The 25,623-nt window shown below is 66.9% G+C and carries 25 protein-coding genes; 13 read left to right on the top strand and 12 right to left on the bottom strand.

From position 1 onward, the window contains the following. Window positions 1-59: 59 nt before the first annotated feature. Together ACP26O_RS02285 and ettA are read left to right on the top strand one after the other, a co-directional pair. Entirely contained in the window at window positions 60-374 is a 315-nt protein-coding gene (locus tag ACP26O_RS02285) for a DUF3761 domain-containing protein (protein ID WP_175665974.1), read from the top strand. A gap of 189 nt (window positions 375-563) precedes the next feature. Next, the gene (ettA, locus tag ACP26O_RS02280) at window positions 564-2,231 is read left to right on the top strand and encodes an energy-dependent translational throttle protein EttA (RefSeq protein WP_006752677.1); all 1,668 of its coding nucleotides are present in this window, start codon (window positions 564-566) and stop codon (window positions 2,229-2,231) included. Between the two features lie 128 nt (window positions 2,232-2,359). On the opposite strand, the gene ACP26O_RS02275 is transcribed toward ettA, so the two are convergent. The 4 genes from ACP26O_RS02275 to ACP26O_RS02260 all read right to left on the bottom strand — a co-directional run bounded on the left by ACP26O_RS02275 (window position 2,360) and on the right by ACP26O_RS02260 (window position 5,681). Further along, window positions 2,360-2,983 carry an HAD family hydrolase gene (locus ACP26O_RS02275; RefSeq protein ID WP_175665975.1) on the bottom strand — a complete coding sequence of 208 codons (624 nt, stop codon included), beginning with the start codon at window positions 2,981-2,983 and terminating at the stop codon, window positions 2,360-2,362. Beyond that, entirely contained in the window at window positions 2,980-3,531 is a 552-nt protein-coding gene (locus ACP26O_RS02270) for a cysteine hydrolase family protein (RefSeq protein ID WP_175665976.1), read from the bottom strand. The genes ACP26O_RS02275 and ACP26O_RS02270 overlap by 4 nt, the downstream gene beginning before the upstream one ends. A gap of 63 nt (window positions 3,532-3,594) precedes the next feature. Further along, window positions 3,595-5,409 carry an aminopeptidase P family protein gene (locus ACP26O_RS02265; protein WP_175665977.1) on the bottom strand — a complete coding sequence of 605 codons (1,815 nt, stop codon included), beginning with the start codon at window positions 5,407-5,409 and terminating at the stop codon, window positions 3,595-3,597. Further along, complete coding sequence (locus ACP26O_RS02260; RefSeq protein WP_006755625.1) at window positions 5,406-5,681, bottom strand: hypothetical protein; 276 nt, start codon at window positions 5,679-5,681, stop codon at window positions 5,406-5,408. Before ACP26O_RS02260 ends, ACP26O_RS02265 begins: the two co-directional genes overlap by 4 nt. Before the next feature lie 170 nt (window positions 5,682-5,851). Here ACP26O_RS02260 and ACP26O_RS02255 point away from each other — a divergent pair, with 170 nt between their 5' ends. From ACP26O_RS02255 to ACP26O_RS02225, 7 genes are all read left to right on the top strand, one after another. Next, the gene (locus ACP26O_RS02255; protein ID WP_011655852.1) at window positions 5,852-6,613 is read left to right on the top strand and encodes a response regulator transcription factor; all 762 of its coding nucleotides are present in this window, start codon (window positions 5,852-5,854) and stop codon (window positions 6,611-6,613) included. Between the two features lie 26 nt (window positions 6,614-6,639). Continuing rightward, window positions 6,640-7,938 (top strand): glutamyl-tRNA reductase, encoded by a 1,299-nt coding sequence (gene hemA, locus ACP26O_RS02250; protein ID WP_175665978.1) that lies wholly within the window; start codon window positions 6,640-6,642, stop codon window positions 7,936-7,938. Window positions 7,939-8,022: 84 nt separating this feature from the next. Next, entirely contained in the window at window positions 8,023-9,105 is a 1,083-nt protein-coding gene (prfA, locus tag ACP26O_RS02245; RefSeq protein WP_006755622.1) for a peptide chain release factor 1, read from the top strand. Between the two features lie 7 nt (window positions 9,106-9,112). Further along, complete coding sequence (gene prmC / locus ACP26O_RS02240; protein ID WP_175665979.1) at window positions 9,113-9,955, top strand: peptide chain release factor N(5)-glutamine methyltransferase; 843 nt, start codon at window positions 9,113-9,115, stop codon at window positions 9,953-9,955. A 67-nt stretch (window positions 9,956-10,022) separates the two neighbouring features. Then, window positions 10,023-10,334 carry a Grx4 family monothiol glutaredoxin gene (grxD, locus tag ACP26O_RS02235; protein WP_006753626.1) on the top strand — a complete coding sequence of 104 codons (312 nt, stop codon included), beginning with the start codon at window positions 10,023-10,025 and terminating at the stop codon, window positions 10,332-10,334. Between the two features lie 13 nt (window positions 10,335-10,347). Then, window positions 10,348-10,944, top strand: a complete 597-nt coding sequence (locus tag ACP26O_RS02230; RefSeq protein WP_011655849.1) for a UbiX family flavin prenyltransferase — start codon at window positions 10,348-10,350, stop codon at window positions 10,942-10,944. Between the two features lie 218 nt (window positions 10,945-11,162). Beyond that, entirely contained in the window at window positions 11,163-11,954 is a 792-nt protein-coding gene (locus ACP26O_RS02225) for a DODA-type extradiol aromatic ring-opening family dioxygenase (protein WP_175665980.1), read from the top strand. Between the two features lie 114 nt (window positions 11,955-12,068). Here the strand turns inward: ACP26O_RS02225 and ACP26O_RS02220 are convergent, their stop codons facing one another. Continuing rightward, entirely contained in the window at window positions 12,069-13,667 is a 1,599-nt protein-coding gene (locus tag ACP26O_RS02220) for an APC family permease (RefSeq protein WP_011655847.1), read from the bottom strand. A 420-nt stretch (window positions 13,668-14,087) separates the two neighbouring features. On the opposite strand from ACP26O_RS02220, the gene ACP26O_RS02215 reads away from it, so the two are divergent. Next, window positions 14,088-14,291 (top strand): cold-shock protein, encoded by a 204-nt coding sequence (locus tag ACP26O_RS02215; protein WP_006477070.1) that lies wholly within the window; start codon window positions 14,088-14,090, stop codon window positions 14,289-14,291. Between the two features lie 102 nt (window positions 14,292-14,393). Here the strand turns inward: ACP26O_RS02215 and ACP26O_RS02210 are convergent, their stop codons facing one another. The 3 genes from ACP26O_RS02210 to ACP26O_RS02200 form a co-directional block, all read right to left on the bottom strand. Further along, window positions 14,394-15,644 carry an Hsp70 family protein gene (locus tag ACP26O_RS02210; protein ID WP_175657431.1) on the bottom strand — a complete coding sequence of 417 codons (1,251 nt, stop codon included), beginning with the start codon at window positions 15,642-15,644 and terminating at the stop codon, window positions 14,394-14,396. 198 nt (window positions 15,645-15,842) lie between these two features. Next, window positions 15,843-16,448: a nitroreductase family protein gene (locus ACP26O_RS02205; RefSeq protein WP_175665981.1), complete on the bottom strand. Its 606-nt coding sequence runs from the start codon at window positions 16,446-16,448 to the stop codon at window positions 15,843-15,845. A 246-nt stretch (window positions 16,449-16,694) separates the two neighbouring features. Next, window positions 16,695-17,978: an MFS transporter gene (locus ACP26O_RS02200; RefSeq protein ID WP_105834596.1), complete on the bottom strand. Its 1,284-nt coding sequence runs from the start codon at window positions 17,976-17,978 to the stop codon at window positions 16,695-16,697. 217 nt (window positions 17,979-18,195) lie between these two features. On the opposite strand from ACP26O_RS02200, the gene ACP26O_RS02195 reads away from it, so the two are divergent. Together ACP26O_RS02195 and ACP26O_RS02190 are read left to right on the top strand one after the other, a co-directional pair. Further along, a complete protein-coding gene (locus ACP26O_RS02195) occupies window positions 18,196-18,819 on the top strand; it encodes a TetR/AcrR family transcriptional regulator (RefSeq protein ID WP_175666041.1) in 624 nt (207 codons plus the stop codon). 82 nt (window positions 18,820-18,901) lie between these two features. Next, window positions 18,902-19,474, top strand: a complete 573-nt coding sequence (locus tag ACP26O_RS02190; protein ID WP_175665982.1) for a DUF1415 domain-containing protein — start codon at window positions 18,902-18,904, stop codon at window positions 19,472-19,474. 57 nt (window positions 19,475-19,531) lie between these two features. Here ACP26O_RS02190 and ACP26O_RS02185 read toward each other — a convergent pair whose 3' ends face one another. From ACP26O_RS02185 to ACP26O_RS02170, 4 genes are all read right to left on the bottom strand, one after another. Further along, a complete protein-coding gene (locus ACP26O_RS02185; protein WP_175666042.1) occupies window positions 19,532-20,422 on the bottom strand; it encodes a class I SAM-dependent methyltransferase in 891 nt (296 codons plus the stop codon). 89 nt (window positions 20,423-20,511) lie between these two features. Next, complete coding sequence (locus ACP26O_RS02180) at window positions 20,512-21,645, bottom strand: methyltransferase (protein ID WP_175665983.1); 1,134 nt, start codon at window positions 21,643-21,645, stop codon at window positions 20,512-20,514. Between the two features lie 139 nt (window positions 21,646-21,784). Then, on the bottom strand, window positions 21,785-22,117 hold the full coding sequence (locus tag ACP26O_RS02175; protein WP_175665984.1) for a YegP family protein: 333 nt from the start codon (window positions 22,115-22,117) through the stop codon (window positions 21,785-21,787). Between the two features lie 149 nt (window positions 22,118-22,266). After that, window positions 22,267-22,761, bottom strand: a complete 495-nt coding sequence (locus ACP26O_RS02170; protein WP_175665985.1) for an LEA type 2 family protein — start codon at window positions 22,759-22,761, stop codon at window positions 22,267-22,269. A 645-nt stretch (window positions 22,762-23,406) separates the two neighbouring features. On the opposite strand from ACP26O_RS02170, the gene ACP26O_RS02165 reads away from it, so the two are divergent. Beyond that, window positions 23,407-25,575 carry a M1 family metallopeptidase gene (locus ACP26O_RS02165; RefSeq protein ID WP_175657406.1) on the top strand — a complete coding sequence of 723 codons (2,169 nt, stop codon included), beginning with the start codon at window positions 23,407-23,409 and terminating at the stop codon, window positions 25,573-25,575. Window positions 25,576-25,623: the final 48 nt, after the last annotated feature.

Genomic DNA, 25,623 nt, shown 5'->3' with positions numbered 1-25,623 from the left:
CCGATCGGCTAACATGCGGCCCGGGATCGACAGCAGATAACAACATCCGGAGAGAGACCATGCCTGCCCAGCTCCGCCGCGCGATGCGCATCGCAACCCTGTCCGCCGCGCTGTTCGCCGCGTGCGCTGCCGTGCCGCCTGCGGCGCACGCGTATCGCGCGTCACCCGGCCACGGCTACAGCAACGAAGCCGACCTCGACCGGCACGACACGTACCGCAATCGCGACGGCGACACCGTCCATGCGCCGGCCCATTCGAAATCGGGCCGCGTGCCCGAGGGCGCGAGCGCGCGCTGCCGCGACGGCACGTACAGCTTCAGCCGCCATCGGCGCGGCACCTGTTCGGGGCACGGCGGCGTCGCCGCGTGGCTGTGAACGCGGGTCGGCCGAATGGCCGGCGCGGTGCCAGCGGCAGCCGGCGGCGAAGTACAATACGCGCTCGCGCCGCCAACCCGCGGCGACACCGCCACGCCCCGCGCGGCACGCTCCGTACCGAATCACCCGACGCCACGCAGGCCCATGCGCCGCGAGGCAGTCTCAACCCATTCTGACTTTCACACCCAAATGGCCCAATACGTTTTCACGATGAACCGGGTCGGCAAGATCGTGCCGCCCAAGCGCCAGATCCTGAAGGACATCTCGCTGTCGTTCTTTCCCGGCGCGAAGATCGGCGTGCTCGGCCTGAACGGCTCGGGCAAATCGACGCTGATCCGCATCATGGCGGGCGTCGACAAGGACATCGAAGGCGAAGCGACGCCGATGCCGAACCTGAACATCGGCTACCTGCCGCAGGAACCGCAGCTCGACCCGACGAAGACGGTGCGCGAAGCCGTCGAGGAAGGCCTCGGCGACCTGTTCCAGGCGAACAAGAAGCTCGAGGAAATCTACGCCGCGTATGCGGAGCCGGACGCCGACTTCGACGCGCTCGCGGCCGAGCAGGCGAAATACGAAGCGATCCTCGCGTCGAGCGACGGCGGCAGCCCGGAGCAGCAGCTCGAAGTGGCCGCCGACGCGCTGCGCCTGCCGGCGTGGGACGCGAAGATCGAGCACCTGTCGGGCGGCGAAAAGCGCCGCGTCGCGCTGTGCAAGCTGCTGCTCGAGAAGCCGGACATGCTGCTGCTCGACGAGCCGACCAACCACCTCGACGCCGAATCGGTCGACTGGCTCGAGCAGTTCCTGGTGCGCTTCCCGGGCACCGTCGTCGCCGTCACGCACGATCGCTACTTCCTCGACAACGCAGCCGAGTGGATTCTCGAACTCGACCGCGGCCACGGCATTCCGTGGAAGGGCAACTACAGCAGCTGGCTCGACCAGAAGGAAGAGCGCCTGAAGCAGGAAGAAGCATCGGAATCGGCGCGCCAGAAGGCGATCAAGAAGGAACTGGAGTGGGTGCGCCAGAACCCGAAGGGCCGCCAGGCGAAGTCGAAGGCGCGTATCGCGCGCTTCGAGGAGCTGAATAGCCAGGAATACCAGAAGCGCAACGAAACGCAGGAAATCTTCATTCCGGTCGGCGACCGCCTCGGCAATGAAGTGATCGAGTTCAAGAACGTCAGCAAGGCGTTCGGCGATCGCCTGCTGATCGACAACCTGAACCTGAAGATCCCCGCCGGCGCGATCGTCGGCATCATCGGCCCGAACGGTGCCGGCAAGTCGACGCTGTTCCGGATGCTGACCGGCAAGGAACAGCCGGATTCGGGCGAAGTCGTGATGGGCCCGACCGTGAAGCTCGCGTATGTCGACCAGAGCCGCGACGCGCTCGACGGCTCGAAGACGGTGTTCGAGGAAATCTCGGGCGGCGCCGACGTGCTGACGGTCGGCAAGTACGAAACGCCGTCGCGTGCGTACATCGGCCGCTTCAACTTCAAGGGCGGCGACCAGCAGAAGATCGTCGGCAACCTGTCCGGCGGCGAACGCGGCCGCCTGCACCTCGCGAAGACCCTGATCTCCGGCGGCAACGTGCTGCTGCTCGACGAACCGTCGAACGACCTCGACGTCGAAACGCTGCGCGCGCTGGAAGACGCACTGCTCGAGTTCGCCGGCTCGGTGATGGTGATCTCGCACGATCGCTGGTTCCTCGACCGTATCGCGACGCACATCCTCGCGTTCGAAGGCGATTCGCAGGTCACGTTCTTCGACGGCAACTACCAGGAATATGAAGCCGACAAGCGTGCGCGCCTCGGCGAGGAAGCCGCGAAGCCGAAGCGCCTGCGCTACAAGCCGATCAGCCGCTGAACGGCGCGGCCCGGGCACCCGGCACTGCGGCAACGTGGGCCGGATGCCGAAAGCGGCCGCCACCGGATCGGCAAAACGAAAAAGCGGGCCGTTGGCCCGCTTTTTTTGTCCGGCTGCCGTTCGGCCGCCTACGCGAGCGCGCCCAGTTCACGCAGGCGCGCCTCGGTCGCGGCCGCGCTCGTGTGATGAATGCCATGCCAGCCGAGCGCCGTCGCGGCCGCCGCGTTCCCCGCGTTGTCGTCGATAAACACGAGCTCGTGCGGCGCGATGCCCGGCAGATGCGGATCGATCCGCGCGTGCATTTCGCGATAGATCGCCGGATCGGGTTTCACGAGCTTCACGCGGCCCGACACGACGATGTCCTTGAAGCGCCGCAGCACCGGGAAGTTGTCCCATGCATACGGAAAGGTCTGCGCGGACCAGTTGGTCAACCCGAAGAGCGGCATCCCTTGCGCGTCGAGGCGGTCGACGAGCGCGGCGCCTTCGTCGAGCACGCCGCCGATCATCTCGTGCCAGCGTGCATAGAACGCGCGGATCAGCGCCTCGTGCTCCGGAAACTTCGCGACGAGCTCGCTCGTTCCGTCGTCGATCGTCTGCCCGCCGTCCTGGCGGATCACCCAGTCCATCGCACACACGTGCGTGAGGAACCAGCGACGCTCGGTTTCGTCCGGAATCAGTTGCCGGTACAGATAGTCGGGGCTCCAGTCGATCAGCACGCCGCCGAAATCGAACACCACGGCCTTGATCGTCATGCGAACTCCGTTGCAAGCACGTCCGCGAGCGGGCGCGGGCGCACCGCGTTACCCGACAGCGTATTGTTTTCCCACACGAAGTGATGATGCGCGACGATCTGCGCGGCCGACAGGTGCGTGCGCTCGTTCGTCGTGTGCAGATCGGAGACGACGGTCGTCCGGTAGCCGAGCAGTGCCGCGCGGCGGGCGGCCGAATCGACGCAGAACTCGGTCGCATAGCCGCAGATCAGCACCGAACGGACACCGTGCCCGTCGAGCTGCGCGGCGAGCGACGTGTCGTGGAACGCATCGCTCACCTGCTTGCGAATGCGCCAGTCGGCGCCTCCGACGATCAACGCTTCGTGCAGTTCCCAGCCGGGCGTGCCGGGCACGATGTCGTCGTCCGCATCGCCGTCGTGCTGCACGAAGCACACGGGCGCGTGGGCCGCGCGCGCCGCCGCCGTCAGCCGGTTGATGCCCGATACGACGTCGTCGAGCCGGTACGCGGGCCTCGCCCGCTGCACCAGCCCGCGCTGCATGTCGATCACGATCACTGCGGTGTCTGCCATCGGTTGCCCTCTTGGTCATGGTCCGGCCGACGTGCCGGCCGGTATCGCGTATTGCGTATTGCGTCAGATCGGCTGCGTGCGCGCGTCGAGCCACGCCTTCGCGTCGCCGCTCACGTGCCGGCCGACACGCTCGCGCACGGTCGCGTGATACGCGTTCAGCCACGCGCGCTCTTCTTCATGCAGCATCTCGACGAGCACGCAGCGCGTGTCGATCGGGCACAACGTGAGCGTCTCGAACGCGAGGAAGTCGCCGAACTCGGTCTGCCCGCCCGCGCGGTTCACGACCAGGTTCTCGATCCGGATGCCCCACTTGCCGGGCCGGTACACGCCCGGCTCGATCGACGTGATCATCCCTTCTTCCATCGCCGTGTGCGGCTCGGCCGGCGCGTAGTGCGAGATGACCTGCGGGCCCTCGTGCACGTTCAGGAAGTAGCCGACGCCGTGGCCGGTGCCGTGGCCGTAGTCGAGCCCGGCCGCCCACATCGGCGCGCGCGCGATCGCATCGAGCATCGGCGAGCGGATGCCGCGCGGGAAGCGTGCGCGCGACAGCGCCATCATCGACCTCAGCACGATCGTGAAATCGCGGCGCTGCAGGTCGCTGAGCGTGCCGACCGGCACGACGCGCGTGATGTCGGTGGTGCCGGTCGTGTACTGGCCGCCCGAATCGACGAGCAGCAGGCCGTCGCCGGCGATCGTCGCGTGCGACTCGGGCGTTGCGCGATAGTGCGGCATCGCGCCGTTCGCGTTGAAGCCGGCGATGGTGGCGAAGCTCGGCGACACGTAGCCGGGGCGCCGTGCGCGCGCGGCCGTGAGTTGCTCGTCGATCGTCAGCTCGGTGATGGTCTCGCGGTTCACCGCCTGCTCGAACCACGCGAAGAATTCGGCAAGCGCGGCGCCGTCGTGCTCCATCGTCACGCGCACGTGCTCGATCTCGGCGGACGTCTTGCGCGACTTCGCGAACGTCGACGGGTTCACCGCCTCGATCAGCTTCACGCTGGCCGGCACGGCCTCGAGCGTGCCGAACGTCACGCGGCGCGGATCGATCAGCAGCGTCGCGCCGTCGGGCAGCGCCGCGAGCGACGCGTGCACGGCGTCGTATGCGCGGACCTCGACGCCGTCCCGCGCGAGCGACGCGGCCAGCGCCGGCGACACCTTGCCGTCGGCGACGAACAGCGTCGCGCGATCGGCGCCGATCAGCGCGTGCGCGACGAACACGGGATTGAAGTTGACGTCGGCGCCGCGCAGGTTGAACAACCACGCGAGATCGTCGAGCGTCGACACGAAATGCCATTGCGCGCCCTGCGCGTGCATCGCGCGGCGCACTTCGGCGAGCTTGCTCGCGCGCGTCGTGTCGGCCTGCGGCGCCAGGTGCTCGAACACCGCGTCGCCCGGCAACCCCGGGCGCTCCGGCCAGATCGCGTCGAGCAGGTCGAGATCGGTGCGCAGCGCGATGCCGCGCGCGCTCAGCGCGGCCGTCAGCGCACGTGCCGCCGTGACGCCGAGCACGGCGCCGTCGACGCCGACCGTCGCACCGGCCGGCACGTTCTGCGCGAGCCAGTCGACGTGGGGCGCGCTCTGCTGCCCGCCCGTCATCTTCATCAGCTGGACGCCCGTGCCGGCGAGTTCGGCCTCGGCCTGCACCCAGTAACGGCTGTCGACCCACAAGCCCGCGAAATCCGCGGTCACGACCAGCGTGCCGACCGAGCCCGTGAAACCGGACAGCCAGCGGCGCGCCTGCCAGCGCTCGGGCAGGTACTCGGACAGGTGCGGATCGGCGGACGGCACGAGATAGGCGGCCAGATCCTCGCGGACCATCGCGCCGCGCAGCAGCGCGAGGCGGGCCGGCACCGGCGAGACTTCGGGGAGACGGGCATTCATGATTTCACCTGAGCGCTTTCGCGACGGGCCGACAGGGCGACCGTCACGGCTACGGCGAGGAACGCGACGCCGGTGCAGACCGGCCATTCGAGCGTTTCGCCATCGTAAAACAGTCCAGAGAGGTTGCCGGCCATGCGCGCGGCGGCGGCCCCCGCGATGCCGACCAGCACCACGATCCACCATGCCGGCCGGCCCGTGCGCCGCATCGGATGCAGCCACCGGCCGAACAGCCCGACGGCCGCTCCCAGGACAAGGATTCCAAACCAGTTCATTCGACGCCTTCTATAAATTCAGATTCGTCCCATAGGCGTGAACGTTGCCAGCGGCTAGCATCGATTCATCCATCGAACCCGAGTCAGCCGGGCGCCGCGAACATTCGAGTGTAGGGGCCGACCCGACGTTATGGCAAGCGCGCACCGGCAGCCGTATTGAAGAAATCCTCATGCGAATCGCCCTGATCGAGCCGGAGGCACGTCATGCTGCGCTCCTGAACCGCCTGCTCTTCGCCGGCGGTCATGTGTGCCACGCGTTTCCGTCCAGCGCGGCATTCTTCGAGTGGCTCGCCACCGATACCTGCGACATGCTGATCACCGGCAACTGGGCCGGCGATCAGCCCGCCGAGGAAGTCATTCCGCGGGCGCAGGCGATCCTGCCCGGGCTGCCGGCCATCGCCGTGATGCAGTTGCCGCGCGAAAGCGAGGTCGTGTCGTGCCTGCACGCGGGCGCCGACGACTGCCTCGTGCGCCCGGTGAGCGGGCCCGAGCTGCTTGCAAGGGTCAATGCGCTGAGCCGGCGCGCCGGCGTCCGGCGGCCGCCGAATCGCTCCCGAGAAATGTTCGGAGAATACGCATTCGACGCGACCCACAGCCTCGTGCGCTTCGGCGACGCGGTCGTCGCACTCACGCCGAAGGAGTTCCGCTTCGCGCAGCTGCTGTTCGCGAATCTGTCCCGGCCCGTGTCGCGCGCCCATATCCTCGAAACCGTCTGGGCGCGCCGGCGCGACATGAAGTCGCGCACGCTCGACACCCACGCATCCCGGCTGCGCAGCAAGCTGCAGTTGCTTCCGGAGCACGGCTACCGGCTTCTGCCGCTCTACGGCTACGGCTATCAGCTCGACCGCGTGCCGATCGAGCCCCCAAATTCGAGGCCACGCCACGCTGATGCCCGGTATGCCGCGAGTGAGGAAATCGCTGAAACGCTATAATATGGGGCTAAACGATAGCCCTCGATATGCAACTCCTCACGATCGGAATCAACCACCACACTGCGCCTGTCGCCCTGCGCGAACGCGTGGCGTTTCCGCTCGAGCAAATCAAGCCGGCTCTCGTCACGTTCAAGAACGTGTTCCTCGGCCCGCACGCGCCCAATGCGCCGGAAGCGGCGATCCTCTCCACCTGCAACCGCACCGAACTCTATTGCGCGACCGACGATCGGGCCGCACGCGAGGGAGCGATTCGCTGGTTGTCGGAGTACCACCGGATTCCCGTCGACGAACTCGCGCCGCACGTCTACGCGCTGCCACAGTCGGAAGCCGTCCGGCACGCATTCCGCGTCGCGTCGGGCCTCGATTCGATGGTGCTGGGCGAAACGCAGATTCTGGGCCAGATGAAGGACGCCGTGCGCACCGCGACGGAAGCCGGCGCACTCGGCACCTATCTGAACCAGCTGTTCCAGCGCACGTTCGCCGTCGCGAAGGAAGTGCGCGGCACGACCGAGATCGGCGCGCAATCGGTGTCGATGGCCGCCGCCGCGGTGCGTCTCGCGCAGCGCATCTTCGAAACGGTGTCGGATCAGCGCGTGCTGTTCATCGGCGCCGGCGAAATGATCGAGCTGTGCGCGACGCACTTCGCCGCGCAGAGCCCGCGCGAGCTCGTGATCGCGAACCGCACGGCCGAACGCGGCCAGCGGCTCGCCGAACGCTTCAACGGCCGCGCGATGCCGCTGTCGGAGCTGCCCACGCGGATGCACGAGTTCGACATCATCGTGTCGTGCACCGCGTCGACGCTGCCGATCATCGGCCTCGGCGCGGTCGAGCGCGCGGTGAAGGCGCGCCGCCACCGGCCGATCTTCATGGTCGACCTCGCGGTGCCGCGCGACATCGAGCCGGAAGTCGGCAAGCTGAAGGACGTATTCCTCTACACCGTCGACGATCTCGGCGCGATCGTGCGCGAAGGCAACGCATCGCGTCAGGCCGCGGTCGCGCAGGCCGAGACGATCATCGAGACGCGCGTACAGAATTTCATGCAATGGCTCGACACGCGCAGCGTCGTGCCGGTGATTCGTCACATGCATACGCAGGCCGACGCGCTGCGCCGTGCGGAAGTCGAGAAAGCGCAGAAGCTGCTCGCCCGCGGCGACGATCCGGCCGCCGTCCTCGAAGCGCTGTCGCAGGCGCTCACCAACAAGCTGATCCACGGCCCGACGAGCGCGCTCAACCGCGTCAACGGCGCCGATCGCGATTCGCTGATCGACCTGATGCGCGGCTTCTACCAGCACGCGCCGCGCTCGAACGACCAGTCCGGCCACTAGCGCCGCCCGGTTGCCCTGCCGTCGGCCGCGAGCCGGCCTATCCTTTCCGAATACCCCTTTTGCCCGGGAGCGCCGCTCCACACCATGAAGACGAGCATGCAACGCAAGCTCGACCAGCTGTCTACCCGGCTGGCCGAACTGAACGACCTGTTGAGCCGTGAAAACGTCACGGCCGACCTCGACCAGTACCGCAGGCTCACGCGCGAACACGCGGAACTCGGCCCGGTCGTCGAGCAGTATGCGCTGTGGCGCCAGTCGCGCAACGACGAGACGGCCGCACAGGAACTGCTCGCCGATGCATCGATGCGCGATTTCGCCGAAGACGAGATTCGCAGCGCACGTGAGCGCATGGTCCGCCTCGAAGCCGAATTGCAGAAGATGCTGCTGCCGAAGGACCCGAACGACGATCGCAACATCTTCCTCGAAATCCGCGCGGGCGCCGGCGGCGACGAATCGGCGCTGTTCGCAGGCGATCTGCTGCGCATGTACCTGCGCTTCGCGGAGCGCCAGCGCTGGCAGGTCGAGATGATGTCGGAAAGCGCGTCGGATCTCGGCGGCTACAAGGAAGTGATCGTGCGGATCGCCGGCCAGGGCGCGTACTCGCGCCTGAAGTTCGAGTCGGGCGGCCATCGCGTGCAACGCGTGCCGGCCACCGAAACGCAGGGGCGCATCCACACGTCCGCCTGCACGGTGGCGGTGATGCCGGAAGCCGACGAGATCGGCGAGGTCGAGATCAATCCGGCCGACCTGCGGATCGACACGTTCCGCGCGTCGGGCGCGGGTGGCCAGCACATCAACAAGACCGATTCGGCGGTGCGCGTCACGCACATCCCGACCGGGATCGTCGTCGAGTGCCAGGACGACCGTTCGCAGCACAAGAACAAGGACCGCGCGCTGAAGGTGCTCGCCGCGCGCATCAAGGACAAGCAGTATCACGAGCAGCACGCGAAGGAAGCGGCGACGCGCAAGAGCCTGATCGGCTCGGGCGACCGCTCGGAACGGATCCGCACGTACAACTTCCCGCAAGGCCGGATGACCGACCACCGGATCAACCTGACGCTGTACCGGCTCGAGGCGCTGATGGACGGCGATCTCGACGAACTGATCGGCGCGCTCGTCACAGAGCACCAGGCCGAACTGCTCGCGTCGCTCGGCGATACCGACTGAGGCCGCGATGCCCGACACCACCGCCGACGATCTGCTGCGCGCGTCGCCGCTCGACGCGGTCGATGCGCGCGTGCTGCTCGCGCACGCGCTCGGCTGGACCCGCACGCAGCTGATCACGCGCGGCGATGCCCCGCTCGAGCCCGCGTCGATCGAGCGCTACCGCGCGCTCGAAGCGCGCCGCGTGGCCGGCGAGCCGGTCGCGCAGCTCGTCGGGATGCGCGAATTCTTCGGCCGGCCGTTCGATGTGACGCCCGACGTGCTGATTCCGCGCCCGGAAACCGAACTGCTCGTCGAAGCCGCGCTCGACGCGATCGACGGTCGGCCGCATCCGGCCGTGCTCGATCTCGGCACCGGCAGCGGCGCGATCGCCGTGTCGATCGCGGCGGAACGGCCCGACGCACGCGTATGGGCGCTCGACCGGTCGCCTGCCGCGCTCGACGTCGCCCGGCGCAACGCGGACAAGCTGCTCGACGCGCGCCGCCCCGGCGGCCCGCTGCACTGGCTGCAGAGCGACTGGTATGCGGCGCTCGATCCGGTGCTCGCGTTCGACACGATCGTCAGCAACCCACCGTACATTGCGCAGCACGATCCGCACCTCGCGCTGGGCGACCTGCGTTTCGAGCCGCGCGGCGCGCTCACCGACGACGCCGACGGCCTGAGCGCGATCCGCACGATCGTCGCAGGCGCCGGCGCTTTCCTGAAACCGGGCGGCACGCTCTGGATCGAGCATGGCTATGACCAGGCCGAAGCCGTGCGCGCGCTACTCGTGTCGCGCGGCTTCGTCGCGGTCGAATCGCTCGCCGATCTGGCCGCGATCGAACGCACGACCGGCGGCCGCCGGCCCGGCTGATGGCCGGCTCGCCCGGTTGAAATCCGCTATCATTTCGATCTAACGCCCCGCAAACGCAAGGTCAGTCATGGACACCCAACAACGTATCAAGCAAATCGTCGACGAAAACCAGGTCGTGCTCTTCATGAAGGGCAACGCGCAATTCCCGATGTGCGGCTTCTCGGGCCGCGCCGTGCAGGTGCTGAAAGCCTGCGGCGTCGACCAGTTCAAGACGGTCAACGTGCTGGAAGACGACGAAATCCGCCAGGGCATCAAGGAATTCTCGAACTGGCCGACCATCCCGCAGCTGTACGTGAAGGGTGAATTCGTCGGCGGCTCGGACATCATGATGGAGATGTACCAGTCGGGCGAACTCCAGCAACTGTTCGCTGCCGCGTAACGTCCCCTTCCCGATGGCATCTCCCAGCGCGCCGCCACGCCGGCTGATCGTCGCGATCACCGGCGCCACCGGCGCGGTCTACGGCGTGCGGCTGCTCGAATTGCTGCGCGCCGCCGGCGGCGTCGAAACGCATCTGCTCGTTTCGAACGCCGGCTGGCTCAATATCCAGCATGAACTGAAGCTGACAAAGGCCGAGGTCGAAAGCCGTGCGGATGTCGTGCATTCGGTGCGCGATGTCGGCGCGACGATCGCGTCGGGCTCGTTCGCGACCGACGGAATGGTGATCGCACCCTGCTCGATGAAGACGCTTGCGAGCGTCGCGCACGGGCTGTCGGACAACCTGATCACGCGCGCGGCCGACGTCACGCTGAAGGAACGCCGCCGTCTCGTGCTGATGGTGCGCGAAACGCCGTTCAACCTCGCGCATCTGCGCAACATGACCGCCGTGACCGAAATGGGCGGCATCGTGTTCCCGCCGCTGCCCGCGTTCTACGCGATGCCGAAGACGATCGAGGAACTCGTCGACCAGACGGTCACGCGCGTCCTCGACCTGTTCGCGCTCAGTGCGCCGATGACGACGCCATGGGCCGGCATCCGGCCCGCGCAGTAAGCTGCTCGCCGGCGCTTCCGCGCCGTTCTTCACGCATCTTCGTCGATTCAGCCGCCTTCCGGCTCGATCCGGCCATTTCAAGCTGCCGCCTCCCCTCGAGCACGCGGAAGCACCCGCATTAACAACCAGCACGATTCAATTAAATTCCTCGCGGCCGATTTATCAATGCGTGGTGCGCGCCTATAGTCACAGGCAAACCCTTTTGCAGGCTCCCCACCATGAACCGCTTGCCTTCGCTTTACCTGTCCCACGGCGCGCCGACGCTGCCGATCGACCCGACGCTGCCGTCCGGCGCGTTCACGCACCTCGGTGCCGAATTGCCGCGCCCGCGTGCGGTGCTGATGCTGTCCGCACACTGGGGCACGCAGCAGCCGGTCGCGAGCGTGGCCGCGCATCCGGAAACGATCCACGACTTCCATGGCTTCCCGCGTGCGCTGTACGAGATCCGCTATCCGGCCCCGGGCGCGCCCGAGGTCGCCGAGCGGGCGGCCGCGCTGCTGAACGCGGCCGGCATCGCGACCGCGACGACCGAGCACGGCCTCGATCACGGCGCGTGGGTGCCGATGCTGCTGATGTTCCCGGAAGCCGACGTGCCGGTCGCGCAATTGTCGATTCAGCCGCGCGCGGACGCCGCCCATCACTTCGCGCTCGGTCGCGCGCTGCGGCCGCTGCGCGACGAAGGCGTGATGGTGATCGGCTCGGGCCAGATCACGCACAACCTGCGCGCCGCGGATTTCGGCGCGGCGCCCGAGGATGCGGACCCGCGCGTCGCGGAGTTCACCGACTGGTTCGAGGCGAAGCTCGCCGCGCGCGATGTCGACGCGCTGCTCGACTATCGCCGCCAGGCACCGCACGCGGTGCTGATGCATCCGACCGACGAACACCTGCTGCCGGTGTTCACCGCGCTGGGTGCGGCCGATGACGATTACCGGCTCGGCATCCAGTCCCTCGGCACGTATCAACGCGTGCTCGCGATGACGAATTACGTGTTCACGAGCGCGGCCGTCTGAGCCCAACGGAACCGGCACAACCGGCGCGCCCCAAACAAAAAGCCCGCCCGAGCATCGCTCGGACGGGCTTTTATGCGCTTTCCGCCACCGCCGATTCCGGTGGCAGGTCAGGCGTCAGACACCGACCCCTTCGAGGATCTCGTCGTGCGCTTCGCGCTCGTCGAGATATTGGGTCCGGTAGCCCGTGTTCACGCCCCAGAAGTAGAACACCAGCGAGATCGCCGCGACGATCACCATGTCCCAGCCGTACGGCATCAGACCATGGCCGCCGAACTCCTTGCTGCCGATCAGCGACAGCACGGCCATCGTCGGCAGGTACGCGACCAGCCACCATGCGGCCTTCAGGTCGGCGCCCCAGCCGCTCCAGCCGGACTTGGCCTGGAAGAAGAAGTACACCGGCAGCGCGACGATCATCAGCAGGATGATCTCGCCCGTCAGCGGCCACTTCGCCCAGTACAGGATCAGCGATGCGCAGACGAACGCGAACGGTGCGATCAGCTTCATCAGCGGAATCGACAGCGGACGCTCGATGTCGGTCGCCGCGCGGCGCAGCGCCATCAGGCTGATCGGGCCGGTCAGGTACGAAATCACCGTCGCCACCGAGATCACCGCCGCGAGCGAGCTCCAGCCGCGGAAGAAGAACAGGAAGACGAACGACACGAGCAGGTTGAACCACATCGCCTGGCGCGGCACGCCGTAGATCGGGTGCACGTTGCCGAACATCTTCGGCATCGTGTTGTTGCGCTCCATCGCGTAGATCATCCGGGTGGTCGTCGCCATGTAGGTCGTGCCGGTACCGCTCGGGCTGACGAACGCGTCGACATACAGCAGGATCGCGAGCCAGTTCAGGTTCAGCGCGATCGCGAGTTCCGCGAACGGCGACGAGAAGTTGAAGTGCTCCCAGCCCTTCGCGACGTCGACCGGATTCACCGAGCCGATGTACGCCATCTGCAGCAGCACATAGATCACGAGTGCCAGCAGGATCGACGTGATCACCGCGAACGGCACGCTGCGCGACGGATCGCGCGCTTCGCCGGCCAGGTTCACCGGGCTCTGGAAGCCGTTGAACGCGAACACGATGCCGCTCGTCGAGACCGCGGTCAGCACGGCCGACCAGCCGTACGGCGCGAAGCTCGCGTTCGATGCGGTGCCGAGGTTCTCCGAGTGGAAGCTCGCCAGCATCAGGCCGAGGATCGTGAGGCCGGGGATCAGGAACTTGAAGATCGTGATCGCGGTGTTCGCCCGCGCGAAGGCCTTGACGCCCCAGTAGTTCAGCATGAAATAGATCACGACCAGCACGGCCGACAGCAGCAGGCCTGGTGTCGTCAACTCGCCGTTCACGAACAACGCGTGCGCCCAAGGATACGGCCACGTGCTCATGTACTGGATCGATGCTTCGGCCTCGATCGGGATCACCGAGACGATCGCGATCCAGTTCGCCCATGCGCTGATGAAGCCCACCAGCGAACCATGCGAGTAGCGCGCATAGCGCACCATGCCGCCGGACTCGGGGAACATCGCGCCCAGTTCAGCGTACGTCAGCGCAATCGCGAGAATCACGACCGCGCCGATGATCCATGCGCAGATCGCCGCCGGACCGGCGATCTTCGCGGCCTTCCAGGCGCCGAACAGCCAGCCCGAGCCGATAATCGAACCCAGTCCCGTCAGCATCAGTGCAAACGGGCCGATGTTCCGTTGAATAGAACTCTTCACATCCTCTCCTGTGTCTCAAAAAGCGTGGTCGGCCAGCTGTCCGGGATCGGCTCGGACAGCGCCGCGCGCGTCATTTTGGGGGGAGGGATTACCCGATCAGGGCAACCCCTCCAGCGGCGCGTAGTTTAACGGTTGCACCTGCAAGATGGCGCCAAAATCGTTCGTCCCCTACAAAAAATTCGCGTCGCTTGCAAGGTTTGTAAACCTGAACTCCGCAATAACCCTGAGTGTATGGAAATCCGGTTGACCGCGTGAGCGATTAGCCGTATAAACAACGTTGCAGGATTTCAAGCGGCGAGTGAATTGGTTCTTTCGTAGTTCGCCCATCAACGGTACTCCGGTTGGTCCTATTACCCCCTTCCTTGATTTTCCGCACCCCATGGGCCTCGGCCCCGTTTTATCTTTTTAGGAATAAGTAACATGGCAACCGGTACCGTCAAGTGGTTCAATGACGCAAAGGGCTTCGGCTTCATTACCCCGGAAGGCGGCGGCGACGATCTGTTCGCGCACTTCTCGGAAATCCGCGTCGAAGGCTTCAAGACGCTGCAAGAAAACCAGAAGGTTGAATTCGAAGTGAAGACGGGCCCGAAGGGTCTGCAAGCTGCGAACATCCGTCCGGTCTAAGTTCGGCGCGATTATTTCGTGTAAAAAAGCCCCGCTTCGGCGGGGCTTTTTGTTTTATGGCGCGGCAGTGATGCTGCCGCTGCCCGTCCGGCTTATCTTCGTTCAGCCGAACAGCCGCTGCGCGTGAATGCCGAGCCCCGTCGCGACGCTGGCGAGGCGATCGCCGAACACCGGCTGCGCGTCCGGAAATGCGCCGGCGAGCGCACCCGACAGAAACGCGAGCCCGGTCGAGCCGCCGGTGAAATACAGCGCGCCGAGGTCGCGCGGCGCAACGCCCGCCAGCCGCACCGTTTCGCGCGCGGCGTCGACGATGCGCGCGGTGTCGTCGACGCTCGCCTCGACGAGGCGTTCGGCGTCGAACGCGATCTGCAGATCCTCTTCCACGTCGTTCAGGTCGATCATCGTCTCCCCGCCCGCCGCCACGCCGATCTTCGCCTCTTCCGCGCGTGCCATCAGCGCATGCCCGAGCCGCTGCTCGACCACGCGGGTGAGTCGGTCGTACTGCCGCCCATCCTGGTACAGGTGCTTCATCAGCTTCAGCTCGCCCAGCCGCTTCGGCGTGTAGACCGTGTTGATCAGGTGCCAGGTCGCCAGGTCGAAGTAGATCCGGTTCGGCAGTTCGCGCCCCTCGGGATCGAGCGCGCGATAGCCGAACGCCGGCAGGATCGCCGCCAGCTCGACGCGGCGGTCGTAATCGGTGCCGGCGACGTGCACGCCGTGGTGCGCGAGCACGTCGTCCTTGCGCTCGAGGCGCGCCATCCGCTCCGGCCCGACCCGCACGAGCGAGAAGTCCGACGTACCGCCGCCGATGTCGGCAACCAGCACGAGCCGTTCGGCCTGCTGGCGCGACTCGTAGTCGAACGCGGCCGCGATCGGTTCGTACTGGAAATGCACGTCGGTGAAACCGACCGACCGCGCGGCCGCTTCGAGCTGGTCCTGCGCGAGGCGGTCGGCGCGCGGATCCTCGTCGACGAAGAACACCGGCCGGCCGAGCACCGCGCGGCCGATCGGCGCGCCCGCGCGTGCCTCGGCCTTGCGCTTCAGGTGCGTCAGGAAGCGCGCGATGATCTCCGTGTACGCCATCGCGCTGCCGTCGCCGAGATCGGTCGTGGTTTCCGCGAGCGGCGAGCCGAGGATGCTCTTCATCGAGCGCATCAGCCGGCCGTCGAAACCGTCGATATACGACGCGAGCGCCGCGCGGCCGTATTCGACCGTCTGCTCGTCGTTGTTGAAGAAGATCGCGGTGGGCAGCGTCAGGTGGTCGCCCTCGACGGGCGCGAGGCGCATTCCATCGCCGTCGGGCAGCGCCACGGCGGAATTGGACGTGCCGAAATCGATCGCGCAGTAAGTCATCGGAAGGTGCCGCAGCATGGCCGGCGCGGAAAACGGAAAGGACGGGCTTTTTAACATGAAGCCCGCCGGATCACAACCGGGGCCGGCCAGCGGTACGGCGCAACCGGCCCGGGGGCGCAGAGGGGGCGCGCCGGCAGGCGCGTCAGGGACGACAGGTGCGGCCGGGGGCCAAACGCATCCCGCCGCCTGCCCGGGGAATCAGGCTGCCGCTTCGAAACCCTTCTTCCATGCACCCGCATAGACGACCTCGCCGAGCGCGTGACGCGTGCGGGGCGCCTTTTCGCGGTCGCGCAGCACCGGATCGAGCTTGTCGACGTTGCCGTAGTGGCCGAGCGAGATGAGCGCCGGAATGGCGACGTCGGCCGGAATCTCGAACGCGTCGCGGAACGCCTTCGCGTCGAAGCCGCTCATCTGGTGCGCGGCAAGGCCCAGCGCGTGCGCCTGCAGCACCAGCGACATCGCAGCGGCGCCCGCGTCGTACAGCGCGGTCGACGCCGGCTCGCCCTTCGGCGTGAGCGTGTGCGAAGTCACGGCGATCAGCACCGGCGCCGGCGCGTTCCACGCCTGGTTGAACGGCACCAGCGTCGCGAATGCGCGCTTGAACGCCGCTTCGTCCCGCGTGCGATCGAATACGATGAAGCGCCACGGCTGCGCGTTGTACGCGGACGGCGCCCAGCGCGCGGCTTCGAGCACCGCGTGCAGATCGGCGGCGCTGATGGGCTCGTCCGAATACGCGCGCGGGCTCCAGCGGCCCGCGATCAGTTCGTGAATCGAAACAGTGGTGGGAGCAGGTTTGACAGACATGCGGTTCCTCGCTGACATCGATGAAGGGGCGCGAACGCGCGCCGAACCGCAAGCATAACCGCTTGAGCCATCACGCGCCCGATCGTCCCGCGCAATGCAAATCACCGATCCTGCATTGACCGGCCGCCCAACTTCCGTTCGGCCAGGGGAAGCCGCGTCTGCCGTCCCGCCTCGGAACGACGGCTCGGCTTCGTCGACGCGGCCGCCCCGGCCGCGCAGCCGCGCACGGGCCAGCCGAAGCGCCGCTCAGGCGGCCTGCGCGGCGGCGCGGGACGGGCCGCGGTTGATTCGCAGCACGATCAGCGCGCCGACGATGCAGAGCCCGCCCGAGATCATCGACGCGATCGTATAGGTGCCGAGGCTCGCACGCAGCAACCCCGCGCCGAGCGCCGCGAATGCCGCGCCGAGCTGGTGGCCGGCGACGATCCAGCCGAACACGACCGGCGCCGCGGCCTTGCCGAACACATCGGTGGCGAGCCGCACGGTCGGCGGCACGGTCGCGATCCAGTCGAGCCCGTAGAACATCGCGAACAGCGGCAGCCCGAAGAAATCGATGCCGAACGCATGCGGCAGGTAGATCAGCGACAGCCCGCGCAGCCCGTAGTACCAGAACAGCAGCACGCGGTTGTCGTAGCGGTCGGACAGCCAGCCCGACAGCGTCGTGCCGAACAGGTCGAACACGCCCATCGCGGCGAGCAGCGACGCGCCCTGCACTTCGGTCATCCCGTAGTCGCTGCACATCGCGATCAGGTGCGTGCCGACATAGCCGTTGGTGCTCGCGCCGCAGATGAAGAAGCTGAAGAACAACAGCCAGAAGTCGCGCGAGCGGCTCGCCATCAGCAGCGTGCGGAACGCGACCGCGAGCGGGTTCTCCTTCGTCGCGTCGGGCGCGGCCGGCGCATCGGCCGGCTCGCCGTACGGGCGCAGCTGCACGTCGGCCGGCCGCTCGGGCAGCAGGAACGCGACCAGCGGAATCACGATCGCGGCCGCGACCGCGACGACGAGCACGACCGGCCGCCAGCCGTGGCGCTGCGCGATGGCCGCGAGCATTGGCAGGAACACGAGCTGGCCGGTGGCCGTGCTCGCGGTCAGGATGCCCATCACGAGGCCGCGCCGCGCATGGAACCAGCGCGTGACGAAGGTCGCGGACAGCGTCAACGCGACGACGCCGGTCGAGCAGCCGACCATCAGCCCCCAGATCACGACCATCTGCCAGCTCTGCGTCATCATCGACGACAGCGCGACGCCCGCGCCCATCGTCACCAGCGCGGTCAGGATCGTCGGCCGCAGCCCGAAACGCTGCATCGCCGCGGCCGCGAACGGGCCCGTCAGGCCGTACAGCGCGATGTTCACCGATATCGCCAGCGAAATCGTCGCGCGGCTCCAGCCGAGTTCGCGCTCGAGCGGCACCATCAGCACGCTCGGTGTCGCGCGCGTGCCGGCCGCCGCCAGCAGGATCAGGAAAACCACCGCCGCCGCGAGCCATCCGTAGTGGAAGCGCCCGCCGATTCGTGTCACCGCCCAATTCATGTTGTCGCTCTCCAGTTGCCGGCCCGGCGCCCGCGCGCCCGCCCGCCTCACCACCAGGCCACCTCCGCCGCACGCTGCATCGGCTGACCCGGGCCGATACGTGGCATTTGTCTGTTGATCCGCTCGGCATTGTTACCGCTCGGTCACAAGTTTGTTGCGATCGTAGTGACCAGTCGGTAACATGTCAAGCAATTCCATCACGCAGTCGAGGGTCATCATGTCGGGCATCGAGGCCGTCAACAAGCCGCCGGCACGCCGCACGCGCCGGCCGATCGCCGCGGCCGCGGCGCACGAACATCTGCTGCGCGCCGCCGAGGAGCTGTTTTACAAGGAAGGGGTGCGCGCGGTCGGTGTCGAGGCGGTCGTGGAACGGGCGGGCGTCAACAAGATGAGCCTGTACCGCCAGTTCTCGTCGAAGGACGAGCTGATCCTCGCGTATCTGGAACGGATGGATGCGTGCTTCTTCGCGCGTTTCGATTCGAGCATCGCGAAGCATCCGGGCCAGCCGAAGGCGCAGTTGATCCAGTATTTCGTCGACCTCGCAGAGCGCGCGACGCAGAAGGACTATCGCGGCTGCCCGTTCGTCAACGTCGCGGCCGAATTCCCCGATGCGTCGCACCCGGCGCGCGAGCGCGTCGCGCAGAACAAGGAACAGCTGATGAAGCGGCTCGTCGCGTTGTGCGAAAGCGCCGGCGCACGCCAGCCGCAAGCGCTCGCCGATGCGCTCGCGCTGGTGGTCGAAGGCATCTACGCGGCCAGCCAGACGTACCGGCACGGCGAAACGCCGATCGGCACCGCGCCCGCGCTGGTCACGCAGCTGATCGAGGCCGGCTGCGCGTGACGGGCGGCGCACGCCCGAACTCCGCCGATCCGCTCCAGCTACAATGCGGCCCTCGCTGCCGCTTCGCCCGATTGCCTTCGCCATGACAGACACCCGCCCCGACTCGCACGACGACATCCTCGCCGCCACGCGGCACTGGCTCGCGCGCGCGGTGATCGGACTCAATCTGTGCCCGTTCGCGAAAAGCGTCTATGTGAAGGAACAGGTGCGCTATGCGATCAGTGAAGCGACGACGCTCGAGGACGCACTCGCCGACCTCGAAACCGAGCTGCGCGCACTCGAGGCGGCGGATCCGCAGCAGGTCGACACGACGCTCGTGATCTATCCGCGCGCGTTCGCGGATTTCGTCGACTACAACGATGCGCTGTTCTTCGCCGAGCGGCTCGTGCAGCAGTTGCGGCTCGACGGTGTGCTGCAGATCGCGAGCTTCCATCCCGAGTACCGGTTCGAAGGCAGCGAAGCCGACGACATCGAGAACTACACGAACCGCGCGCCGTATCCGATCCTGCACCTGCTGCGCGAGGACAGCATCGCGCGCGCGGTCGACGCGTTTCCGGACGCGTCCGCGATCTACGAGAAAAACCAGGAAACGCTGCGCCGCCTCAGCCACGACGGCTGGCGTGAATGGATGCGCCGGCCGGGCGACGACGTCTGACGCGTCGCGCGACGGCCGGCTACCGCGCGGCCGACGGGCCGCGCGCGTCAGTCGGCCTCAGTCTGCTGCCGGCTCGACGGTCTCGCCTTCCGCCGCCGCGGGCGCCGGCACGAAGAAGCGCTCGTTCAGTTCGGCGAGCCCGAACATGCCGAGGATCTCGTTCAGCCGCTCGCCGGGCTTGCGGCGCGGCAGGTTCTTGTACTGCGCGATGATCAGCTCGTTCTTCATCGAGTGCTCCCAGCCGACCAGCTCGGTCACGCTGACCTGGTAGCCGTGCGCCTCGAGTTGCAGACAGCGCAGCACGTTGGTGATCTGGCTGCCGAATTCGCGCGTATGCAGCGGATGCCGCCACACTTCCGTCAGCGCATTCGCGAGCGACTTGCCCTTGTTCCTGCGCAGCACGCCCGCGACCTCCGCCTGGCAGCACGGCACCAGCACGATGTGCTGCGCGCGCTTCGCGAGCGCGAAACGGATCGCGTCGTCAGTCGCCGTGTCGCATGCATGCAGCGCGGTCACGACATCGACCGTTTCGGGCAGCTTCGGCGACGTGATCGAGTCGGCAACCGACAGGTTCAGGAACGACATCCCGCCGAAGCCGAGTCGCGCGGCGAGTTCGGTGGAACGCGTGACGAGCTCTTCGCGCGTCTCGATGCCGTACACGTGCGACGCGAACGCCGGCGTGCCGTGCCCCGGCTGCTGCTTGAAGAACAGGTCGTACAGGATGAAGCCGAGATAGGACTTGCCGGCGCCGTGATCGACGAGCGTGACGGCGCCCTTGTCGGCCTGCACGCTCGCGAGCAGCGGCTCGATGAACTGGAACAGGTGATAGACCTGCTTCAGCTTGCGGCGGCTGTCCTGGTTCAGCTTGCCGTCGCGGGTCAGGATGTGCAGTTCCTTCAACAGCTCGACGGACTGCTCCGGACGGATTTCGTAGGTCTTGTTCGACATCGTGAAGCGGCGCCGGGCCATGGTCGGGTGACCACGGCCCGGCGGCGTGAATTCGTGAGGAATGGCGACAGTTTACCGAAAATGCGCGATCAGGCCCGCGCGCCGAGCCGCCAGAGCGACGTGAGCTCGGCGCGGCGTGCAGCGTGCAGCGGATCGTCCGCGTCGGTCGACTTCGGATGCGCGGGGCGGATGTCTTCGCGGCCGAGCACGACGAGACCGGCTTCATCGATCCATTGCAGCAGCGTGTCGCGCGGCCGCAGGCCGAGATGCTCGGCGAAATCGGACAGGATCAGCCAGCCTTCGCCGCCCGGTTCGAGATGCTCGGCGAGCCCGGCGAGGAACCCGCGCAGCATGCGGCTGTCGGGATCGTAGACCGCGTATTCGATCGGCGCGCTCGGGCGAGCCGGCACCCACGGCGGGTTGCACACGACGAGCGGCGCGCGGCCGGCCGGAAACAGGTCGGCTTCGACGACCTCGACGCGATCGGCGTGGCCGAGCCGCGCGATGTTCTCGCGTGCGCATGCTAGCGCGCGCGGATCCTGATCGGTCGCGACGATGCGCTCGACGCCGCGCGATGCGAGCACGGCCGCGAGCACGCCGGTGCCGGTACCGATGTCAAATGCGAGCGACGTTGCCGGCAGCGGCGCACGCGCGACGAGCTCGACGTATTCGCCGCGCACCGGCGAAAACACGCCGTAATGCGGATGGATCGGCGCACCGCCGAGCGCCGGAATCGGCACGCCCTTCTTGCGCCATTCGTGCGCGCCGACGAGACCGAGCAGTTCGCGCAGCGACACGACCGACGGCGCGCCGCCCGGCCCGTACGCTTCCTCGCATGCGGCGCGCACGTCGGGCGCGCGGCGCAGCGGGATCGTGTAGTCGGCATCGAGCGGGATCAGCAGCATCCCGAGCGTGCGGGCGCGCTGCGATTGCGCGAGCCGGTGCAGGTTGAATGCGTCGGCGCCGGCCGCGGCCTTCGCCTTCTTCGGCTTGCGTTCGACGCGGCGGGCCATCGCCTGCACGAGCTGGCGCGCATTCTGGAAGTCGCCCTGCCAGACGAGCGCGGTGCCCTCGCATGCGAGGCGGTACGCGGCATCGGCGGTGAGGCGGTCGTCGGCCGGCACGGCGCGCTTCGGCGGCTGCACGCCGGCTTCGGAGCGCCAGCGCACGGCATGTTCGGCGCCGTCGGCGTCGGTCCAGTGGAAAACGGGGAAATCGGTCACGCGAGCTCGGCTACGGTTGGCTTCAGACAGGCGGCGAGAATTCACCGCGCGGACGACACCATACCGCGCTTTGTCCGGCCTCGCAAAAACGGGGGCCGCGGCGCCCGCCCGAAGGCGTTTGCCGCGGCACGATCGTCTATCAGGCGAGATCGAAAGTCTCTGCGTCGGGCGCGTCGCGCTTGACGGCAGCAATCCCGTTGTCGCGGCCTTGCGTGCTCTTGTACGTTTCACTCGTACCGATAACCTGGCGGTTTGCGGCCTTCAGATTGAACATGTACTCGCCGTTGTGCGCAACCTTCCGCTCATAACGTTCGTCCAGCGGCGCATTCTCGCGGACGGAAGCGATGCCGGTTTGCGCGCCGCGCTTCTCCTCGTACCGCTCGCTCGCGAGGATGATCTCGCCATTCGCCGACTTCAAATGGAAGAAGTACTGACCGTTCGTCGCCTTTTTGATCTCGAACTTTGCAGCCATGTGCTTACTCTCCTAAAAGAACGTCCGACCCTCGGACATTGACCAGTGTAGGAGCCGCAACCACCACAATCCAACTTCCGCCAAGCAGACTGTTGAAGACTGTCAATTCGTCAACTTTTCGTGACATTTGGCCGACGTTGCCGGCACATCTACCCGCCCCATCCCGGCGTCGTCGGCATGCGCAACGTGCCCGCGTCGCGGAAATGCACGCTGCCGAGCACACCGCCCGCGAGCCGCCCGCGCAGCGCGTAGGGCAGCTCGCCGCTGGCCGCCGCACCGGGCAGGTTCCACGCCTGCCGCGCGGCGGCGAACGCCGAGACCGAAACCGGCACGTCGATCACCGTCTCGCCGAAACGCGGCACGACGCCCGAGCGATCGCTGACGCCGCTCGCGAACGGCGTGCCGTTCAGGTCGAGCGCGACCGAAATGCCGTCGTACTCGATCGGCGCGTCGTTCGGGTTCTGCACGCGCAGCTTCAGGCTGAAGCGCATCTCGAGGCCCTGCCCGATCAGCGGGTCGAGCCCGGCGACGGACACGCTCACGGGCTCGCGCGTGAAGCCCGCGCAACCGCCGAGCACGAAGGCGGCGGCGAACAGCAGCAGCACGGCGCGCAGCGGCGCGGTAAGGAACAGGGCTCGTGGCATCGGCTGGCCTCCTTGCGGCAATCGATCGACAGGTCGTCGATGCATTGTACCGAGCGCGCCCCCGCCACCCCGGACTTCGTAGTTTTCGCGTAGCGCCGCGATCGTTAATAGATTAAAACTACGGAAAGCGGCGACTAAACGGAAAGTGAATTAATGCCCGCCGGCATTCAATGGCACATGGAAAATTCAATTGAGTCACTTTCTAATTTTTTCGTTTCCTTAACCCAAAACCATCAAGTATATTTACGCATCCTTCGAGCAGGCCGACAAACCTTGATGCCGCATGACGGCGATTTTACGGAACGGCGACACGCCGTCCTTCCGTCCGGCGGCCTGGTACGGCCAGCCCCGTGGGTCGTCGGTTCAAAGGGAATGCACGCCCGTGCAGGGCGGGCAGCCGCGTGTCGTGCGCGCGAAATCAATTCAGTACAACACGCGCACGGCCATTTTGAACCGGCAAGTTAACCGACATCCGGAAACACAGAGGGGGCAGTAAACGATGATTACCTTCACGTAGTCGACTGACCGTCTTTTCGAATAATCCGTCATTGGCATTTCTCATCGCCGCTGATTAACGGCGAGGGATTGTCTTTGCCGGCGTTTTCGCAGCACTGAACGATTCTTTCAACAATCGAGGTTTCAGTCATGTCGATCAACATTCACAAGATGCGTTATCTACCGCTGGTCGCCGCACTCGTACTCGCCGGTTGCGGCGGCGACGACGGCGGCGTGGGCTCGGCTTCCGCACTCAGCTCGGCCGGCGCGCCGCACTCGGGCTCGGCGCCCGCCGCCAACACGCCGCCGAGTGCCTCCAACGTCGACAAGAGCGTGTCGCCTGTCGAGCTGCCGGACACCGTGGTGCCGGTCAACTACCGGCTGTGGTTCCGCCCGAACGACGCGCTGGACGCGTTCGACGGGCGCGCCGACGTCGAAATCAAGGTGCTGAAGCCGGTCAACAACATCGTGATCGCCGGCCACCGGATCAAGTTCACGAACGGCCGCATCACGCTGCAGCCGGGCAACATCCAGCTGATCGCGACGCCGCAGGACAAGGGCGACTTCTACCAGCTGCGCCCCGCGGCCGGCACGATCGCGCCGGGCAACTATTCGCTGCACATGGAGTGGTCGGGCATCATCAACTTCAAGTCGTACGACGATCCGGCCACGCAGACGGGCGGCAGTTGCGGCGACGATCCGTATCCGGGCTGCTCGGCCGCGGAAGGCGTGTTCCGCGTCGACCTGAAGGGCACCGACGGCAAGACGAGCGGCGCGATCCTCACGCAAGGCGAAACCAACCTGTCGCGCCAATGGTTCCCGGGCTGGGACGAGCCGGCGTTCCGTCCGACCTATGAAGTGACGGCCGAAGTGCCGCAAAGCTGGCGCGTCGTGTCGAACGCGGCCGAGAAGCCGGCGACCAACGTCGGCGGCGGCTACAAGCTCGTGCAGTTCGAGAAGACCCCGCCGATGCCGTCGTACCTGCTGTTCTTCGGCGGCGGCATGTTCGACACCTACGAGGACGATTTCTCGAGCCCGCTGCCGGGCGGCAAGGGCGGCCTGCACCTGCGCGTGTTCACGCCGCCGGGCATGAGCGACTGGGCGAAGCCCGCGATGGACCGCACCAAGCAGGCGCTCGATTACTACTACCGCTACACGGGCATCCCGCTGCCGCTGACGAAGTTCGATACGGTCGCCGCGAACGACGCGTTCAAGGAGCAGAAGGACCTGAACTTCGGCGGGATGGAGAACTGGGGGTCGATCCTCGAATTCGCCGACGACATCCTGCCGCAGCCGGGCCAGCCGATGTCGCGTTACGGTAACGAGGTGCTGACACACGAAGTCGCGCACCAGTGGTTCGGCGACCTCGTCACGACCGACTGGTGGGACAACGTCTGGCTCAACGAGTCGTTCGCGACGTTCTTCGAGACGAAGACGACGATCCAGTTCTTCCCCGACGAGTTCAGCTGGCTCGATCAGGTGAAGAACAAGTACCGCGTGATCAATCGCGACATCGGCCCGAACGCGTTCCCGGTCGCGCCGAACTTCAACGACTGGGCGTCGAACGACTTCGTGCTGAGCGCGAGCGCGTTCACGTACGACAAGGGCGGCCACGTGCTGAAGACGCTCGAGAACTATCTCGGCGAGCAGACGTTGCGCCAGGGCCTGCAGCAGTATCTGGTCGACTACTCGTTCGGCAACGGCACGCCGAAGCGCCTGTGGGATGCGCTGTCGAAGGCGAGCGGCCAGTCGGTCGGCCCGATCGGCGACAGCTACGTGCGCCAGACGGGCGTGCCGCTGATCTCGCTCGACACGCAGTGCGATATGACGAAGAACCAGACGATCGTCACGCTGAAACAGCAGCCGTTCCCGAACAAGAACGCGTATCCGGGCCTGCAATGGACGGTGCCGATCACGCTCGCGTACGGCCAGGGTCTCGCGAAACACACGACGCTCGCGCTGAAGGATACGCAGGCGCAGACGCGGATCGACGGCTGCACGGGCGTGGTCGCGGATCCGAGCGGTCTCGACTACTACGTCGTGAACTACAGCGACGCCGCGTGGAGCGGCCTGCTCACGCAGGTCAACGGCTCGACCGATCCGGTGCTGCTCGCGAACCTGAAGAGCGAGGCCGCGCTGCTCGTCGCGAACAACCTCGCGCCGGCTTCGCGTTCGACGTCGATCGGCTCGGTCGCTTCGCCGGCCGCGATGAAGCTGCGCCAGACGCCGAGCTTCGGCGGCATCGCGCCGACGGCGAAGGAACGTCCGTCGCTGCGCTATCAGGGCATGTTCAAGCCGCGCAAGACGCTGGTTCAGTAACGTTGTCCGGCCGGCCGGTGCCGCGCGGTTCGCGGCGCCGGCCGGCGT

Origin of the sequence: Burkholderia sp. R-40 (assembly GCF_049942845.1) — a bacterium.
Taxonomy (GTDB): Bacteria; Pseudomonadota; Gammaproteobacteria; order Burkholderiales; family Burkholderiaceae; genus Burkholderia; species Burkholderia ambifaria.
The sequence above is the reverse complement of the archived record's forward strand: the minus strand, read 5'-3'. Positions and strand labels throughout refer to the sequence as shown.

What these genes read in the sequence shown, in the direction of transcription:
- ACP26O_RS02285 (WP_175665974.1), top strand. Translation starts at nt 60, where the DNA reads ATGCCTGCCCAGCTCCGCCGCGCGATGCGCATCGCAACCCTGTCCGCC.
- ettA (WP_006752677.1), top strand. Translation starts at nt 564, where the DNA reads ATGGCCCAATACGTTTTCACGATGAACCGGGTCGGCAAGATCGTGCCG.
- ACP26O_RS02275 (WP_175665975.1), bottom strand. Translation starts at nt 2,983, where the DNA reads ATGACGATCAAGGCCGTGGTGTTCGATTTCGGCGGCGTGCTGATCGAC.
- ACP26O_RS02270 (WP_175665976.1), bottom strand. Translation starts at nt 3,531, where the DNA reads ATGGCAGACACCGCAGTGATCGTGATCGACATGCAGCGCGGGCTGGTG.
- ACP26O_RS02265 (WP_175665977.1), bottom strand. Translation starts at nt 5,409, where the DNA reads ATGAATGCCCGTCTCCCCGAAGTCTCGCCGGTGCCGGCCCGCCTCGCG.
- ACP26O_RS02260 (WP_006755625.1), bottom strand. Translation starts at nt 5,681, where the DNA reads ATGAACTGGTTTGGAATCCTTGTCCTGGGAGCGGCCGTCGGGCTGTTC.
- ACP26O_RS02255 (WP_011655852.1), top strand. Translation starts at nt 5,852, where the DNA reads ATGCGAATCGCCCTGATCGAGCCGGAGGCACGTCATGCTGCGCTCCTG.
- hemA (WP_175665978.1), top strand. Translation starts at nt 6,640, where the DNA reads ATGCAACTCCTCACGATCGGAATCAACCACCACACTGCGCCTGTCGCC.
- prfA (WP_006755622.1), top strand. Translation starts at nt 8,023, where the DNA reads ATGAAGACGAGCATGCAACGCAAGCTCGACCAGCTGTCTACCCGGCTG.
- prmC (WP_175665979.1), top strand. Translation starts at nt 9,113, where the DNA reads ATGCCCGACACCACCGCCGACGATCTGCTGCGCGCGTCGCCGCTCGAC.
- grxD (WP_006753626.1), top strand. Translation starts at nt 10,023, where the DNA reads ATGGACACCCAACAACGTATCAAGCAAATCGTCGACGAAAACCAGGTC.
- ACP26O_RS02230 (WP_011655849.1), top strand. Translation starts at nt 10,348, where the DNA reads ATGGCATCTCCCAGCGCGCCGCCACGCCGGCTGATCGTCGCGATCACC.
- ACP26O_RS02225 (WP_175665980.1), top strand. Translation starts at nt 11,163, where the DNA reads ATGAACCGCTTGCCTTCGCTTTACCTGTCCCACGGCGCGCCGACGCTG.
- ACP26O_RS02215 (WP_006477070.1), top strand. Translation starts at nt 14,088, where the DNA reads ATGGCAACCGGTACCGTCAAGTGGTTCAATGACGCAAAGGGCTTCGGC.
- ACP26O_RS02210 (WP_175657431.1), bottom strand. Translation starts at nt 15,644, where the DNA reads ATGACTTACTGCGCGATCGATTTCGGCACGTCCAATTCCGCCGTGGCG.
- ACP26O_RS02205 (WP_175665981.1), bottom strand. Translation starts at nt 16,448, where the DNA reads ATGTCTGTCAAACCTGCTCCCACCACTGTTTCGATTCACGAACTGATC.
- ACP26O_RS02200 (WP_105834596.1), bottom strand. Translation starts at nt 17,978, where the DNA reads ATGAATTGGGCGGTGACACGAATCGGCGGGCGCTTCCACTACGGATGG.
- ACP26O_RS02195 (WP_175666041.1), top strand. Translation starts at nt 18,196, where the DNA reads ATGTCGGGCATCGAGGCCGTCAACAAGCCGCCGGCACGCCGCACGCGC.
- ACP26O_RS02190 (WP_175665982.1), top strand. Translation starts at nt 18,902, where the DNA reads ATGACAGACACCCGCCCCGACTCGCACGACGACATCCTCGCCGCCACG.
- ACP26O_RS02185 (WP_175666042.1), bottom strand. Translation starts at nt 20,422, where the DNA reads ATGTCGAACAAGACCTACGAAATCCGTCCGGAGCAGTCCGTCGAGCTG.
- ACP26O_RS02175 (WP_175665984.1), bottom strand. Translation starts at nt 22,117, where the DNA reads ATGGCTGCAAAGTTCGAGATCAAAAAGGCGACGAACGGTCAGTACTTC.
- ACP26O_RS02170 (WP_175665985.1), bottom strand. Translation starts at nt 22,761, where the DNA reads ATGCCACGAGCCCTGTTCCTTACCGCGCCGCTGCGCGCCGTGCTGCTG.
- ACP26O_RS02165 (WP_175657406.1), top strand. Translation starts at nt 23,407, where the DNA reads ATGTCGATCAACATTCACAAGATGCGTTATCTACCGCTGGTCGCCGCA.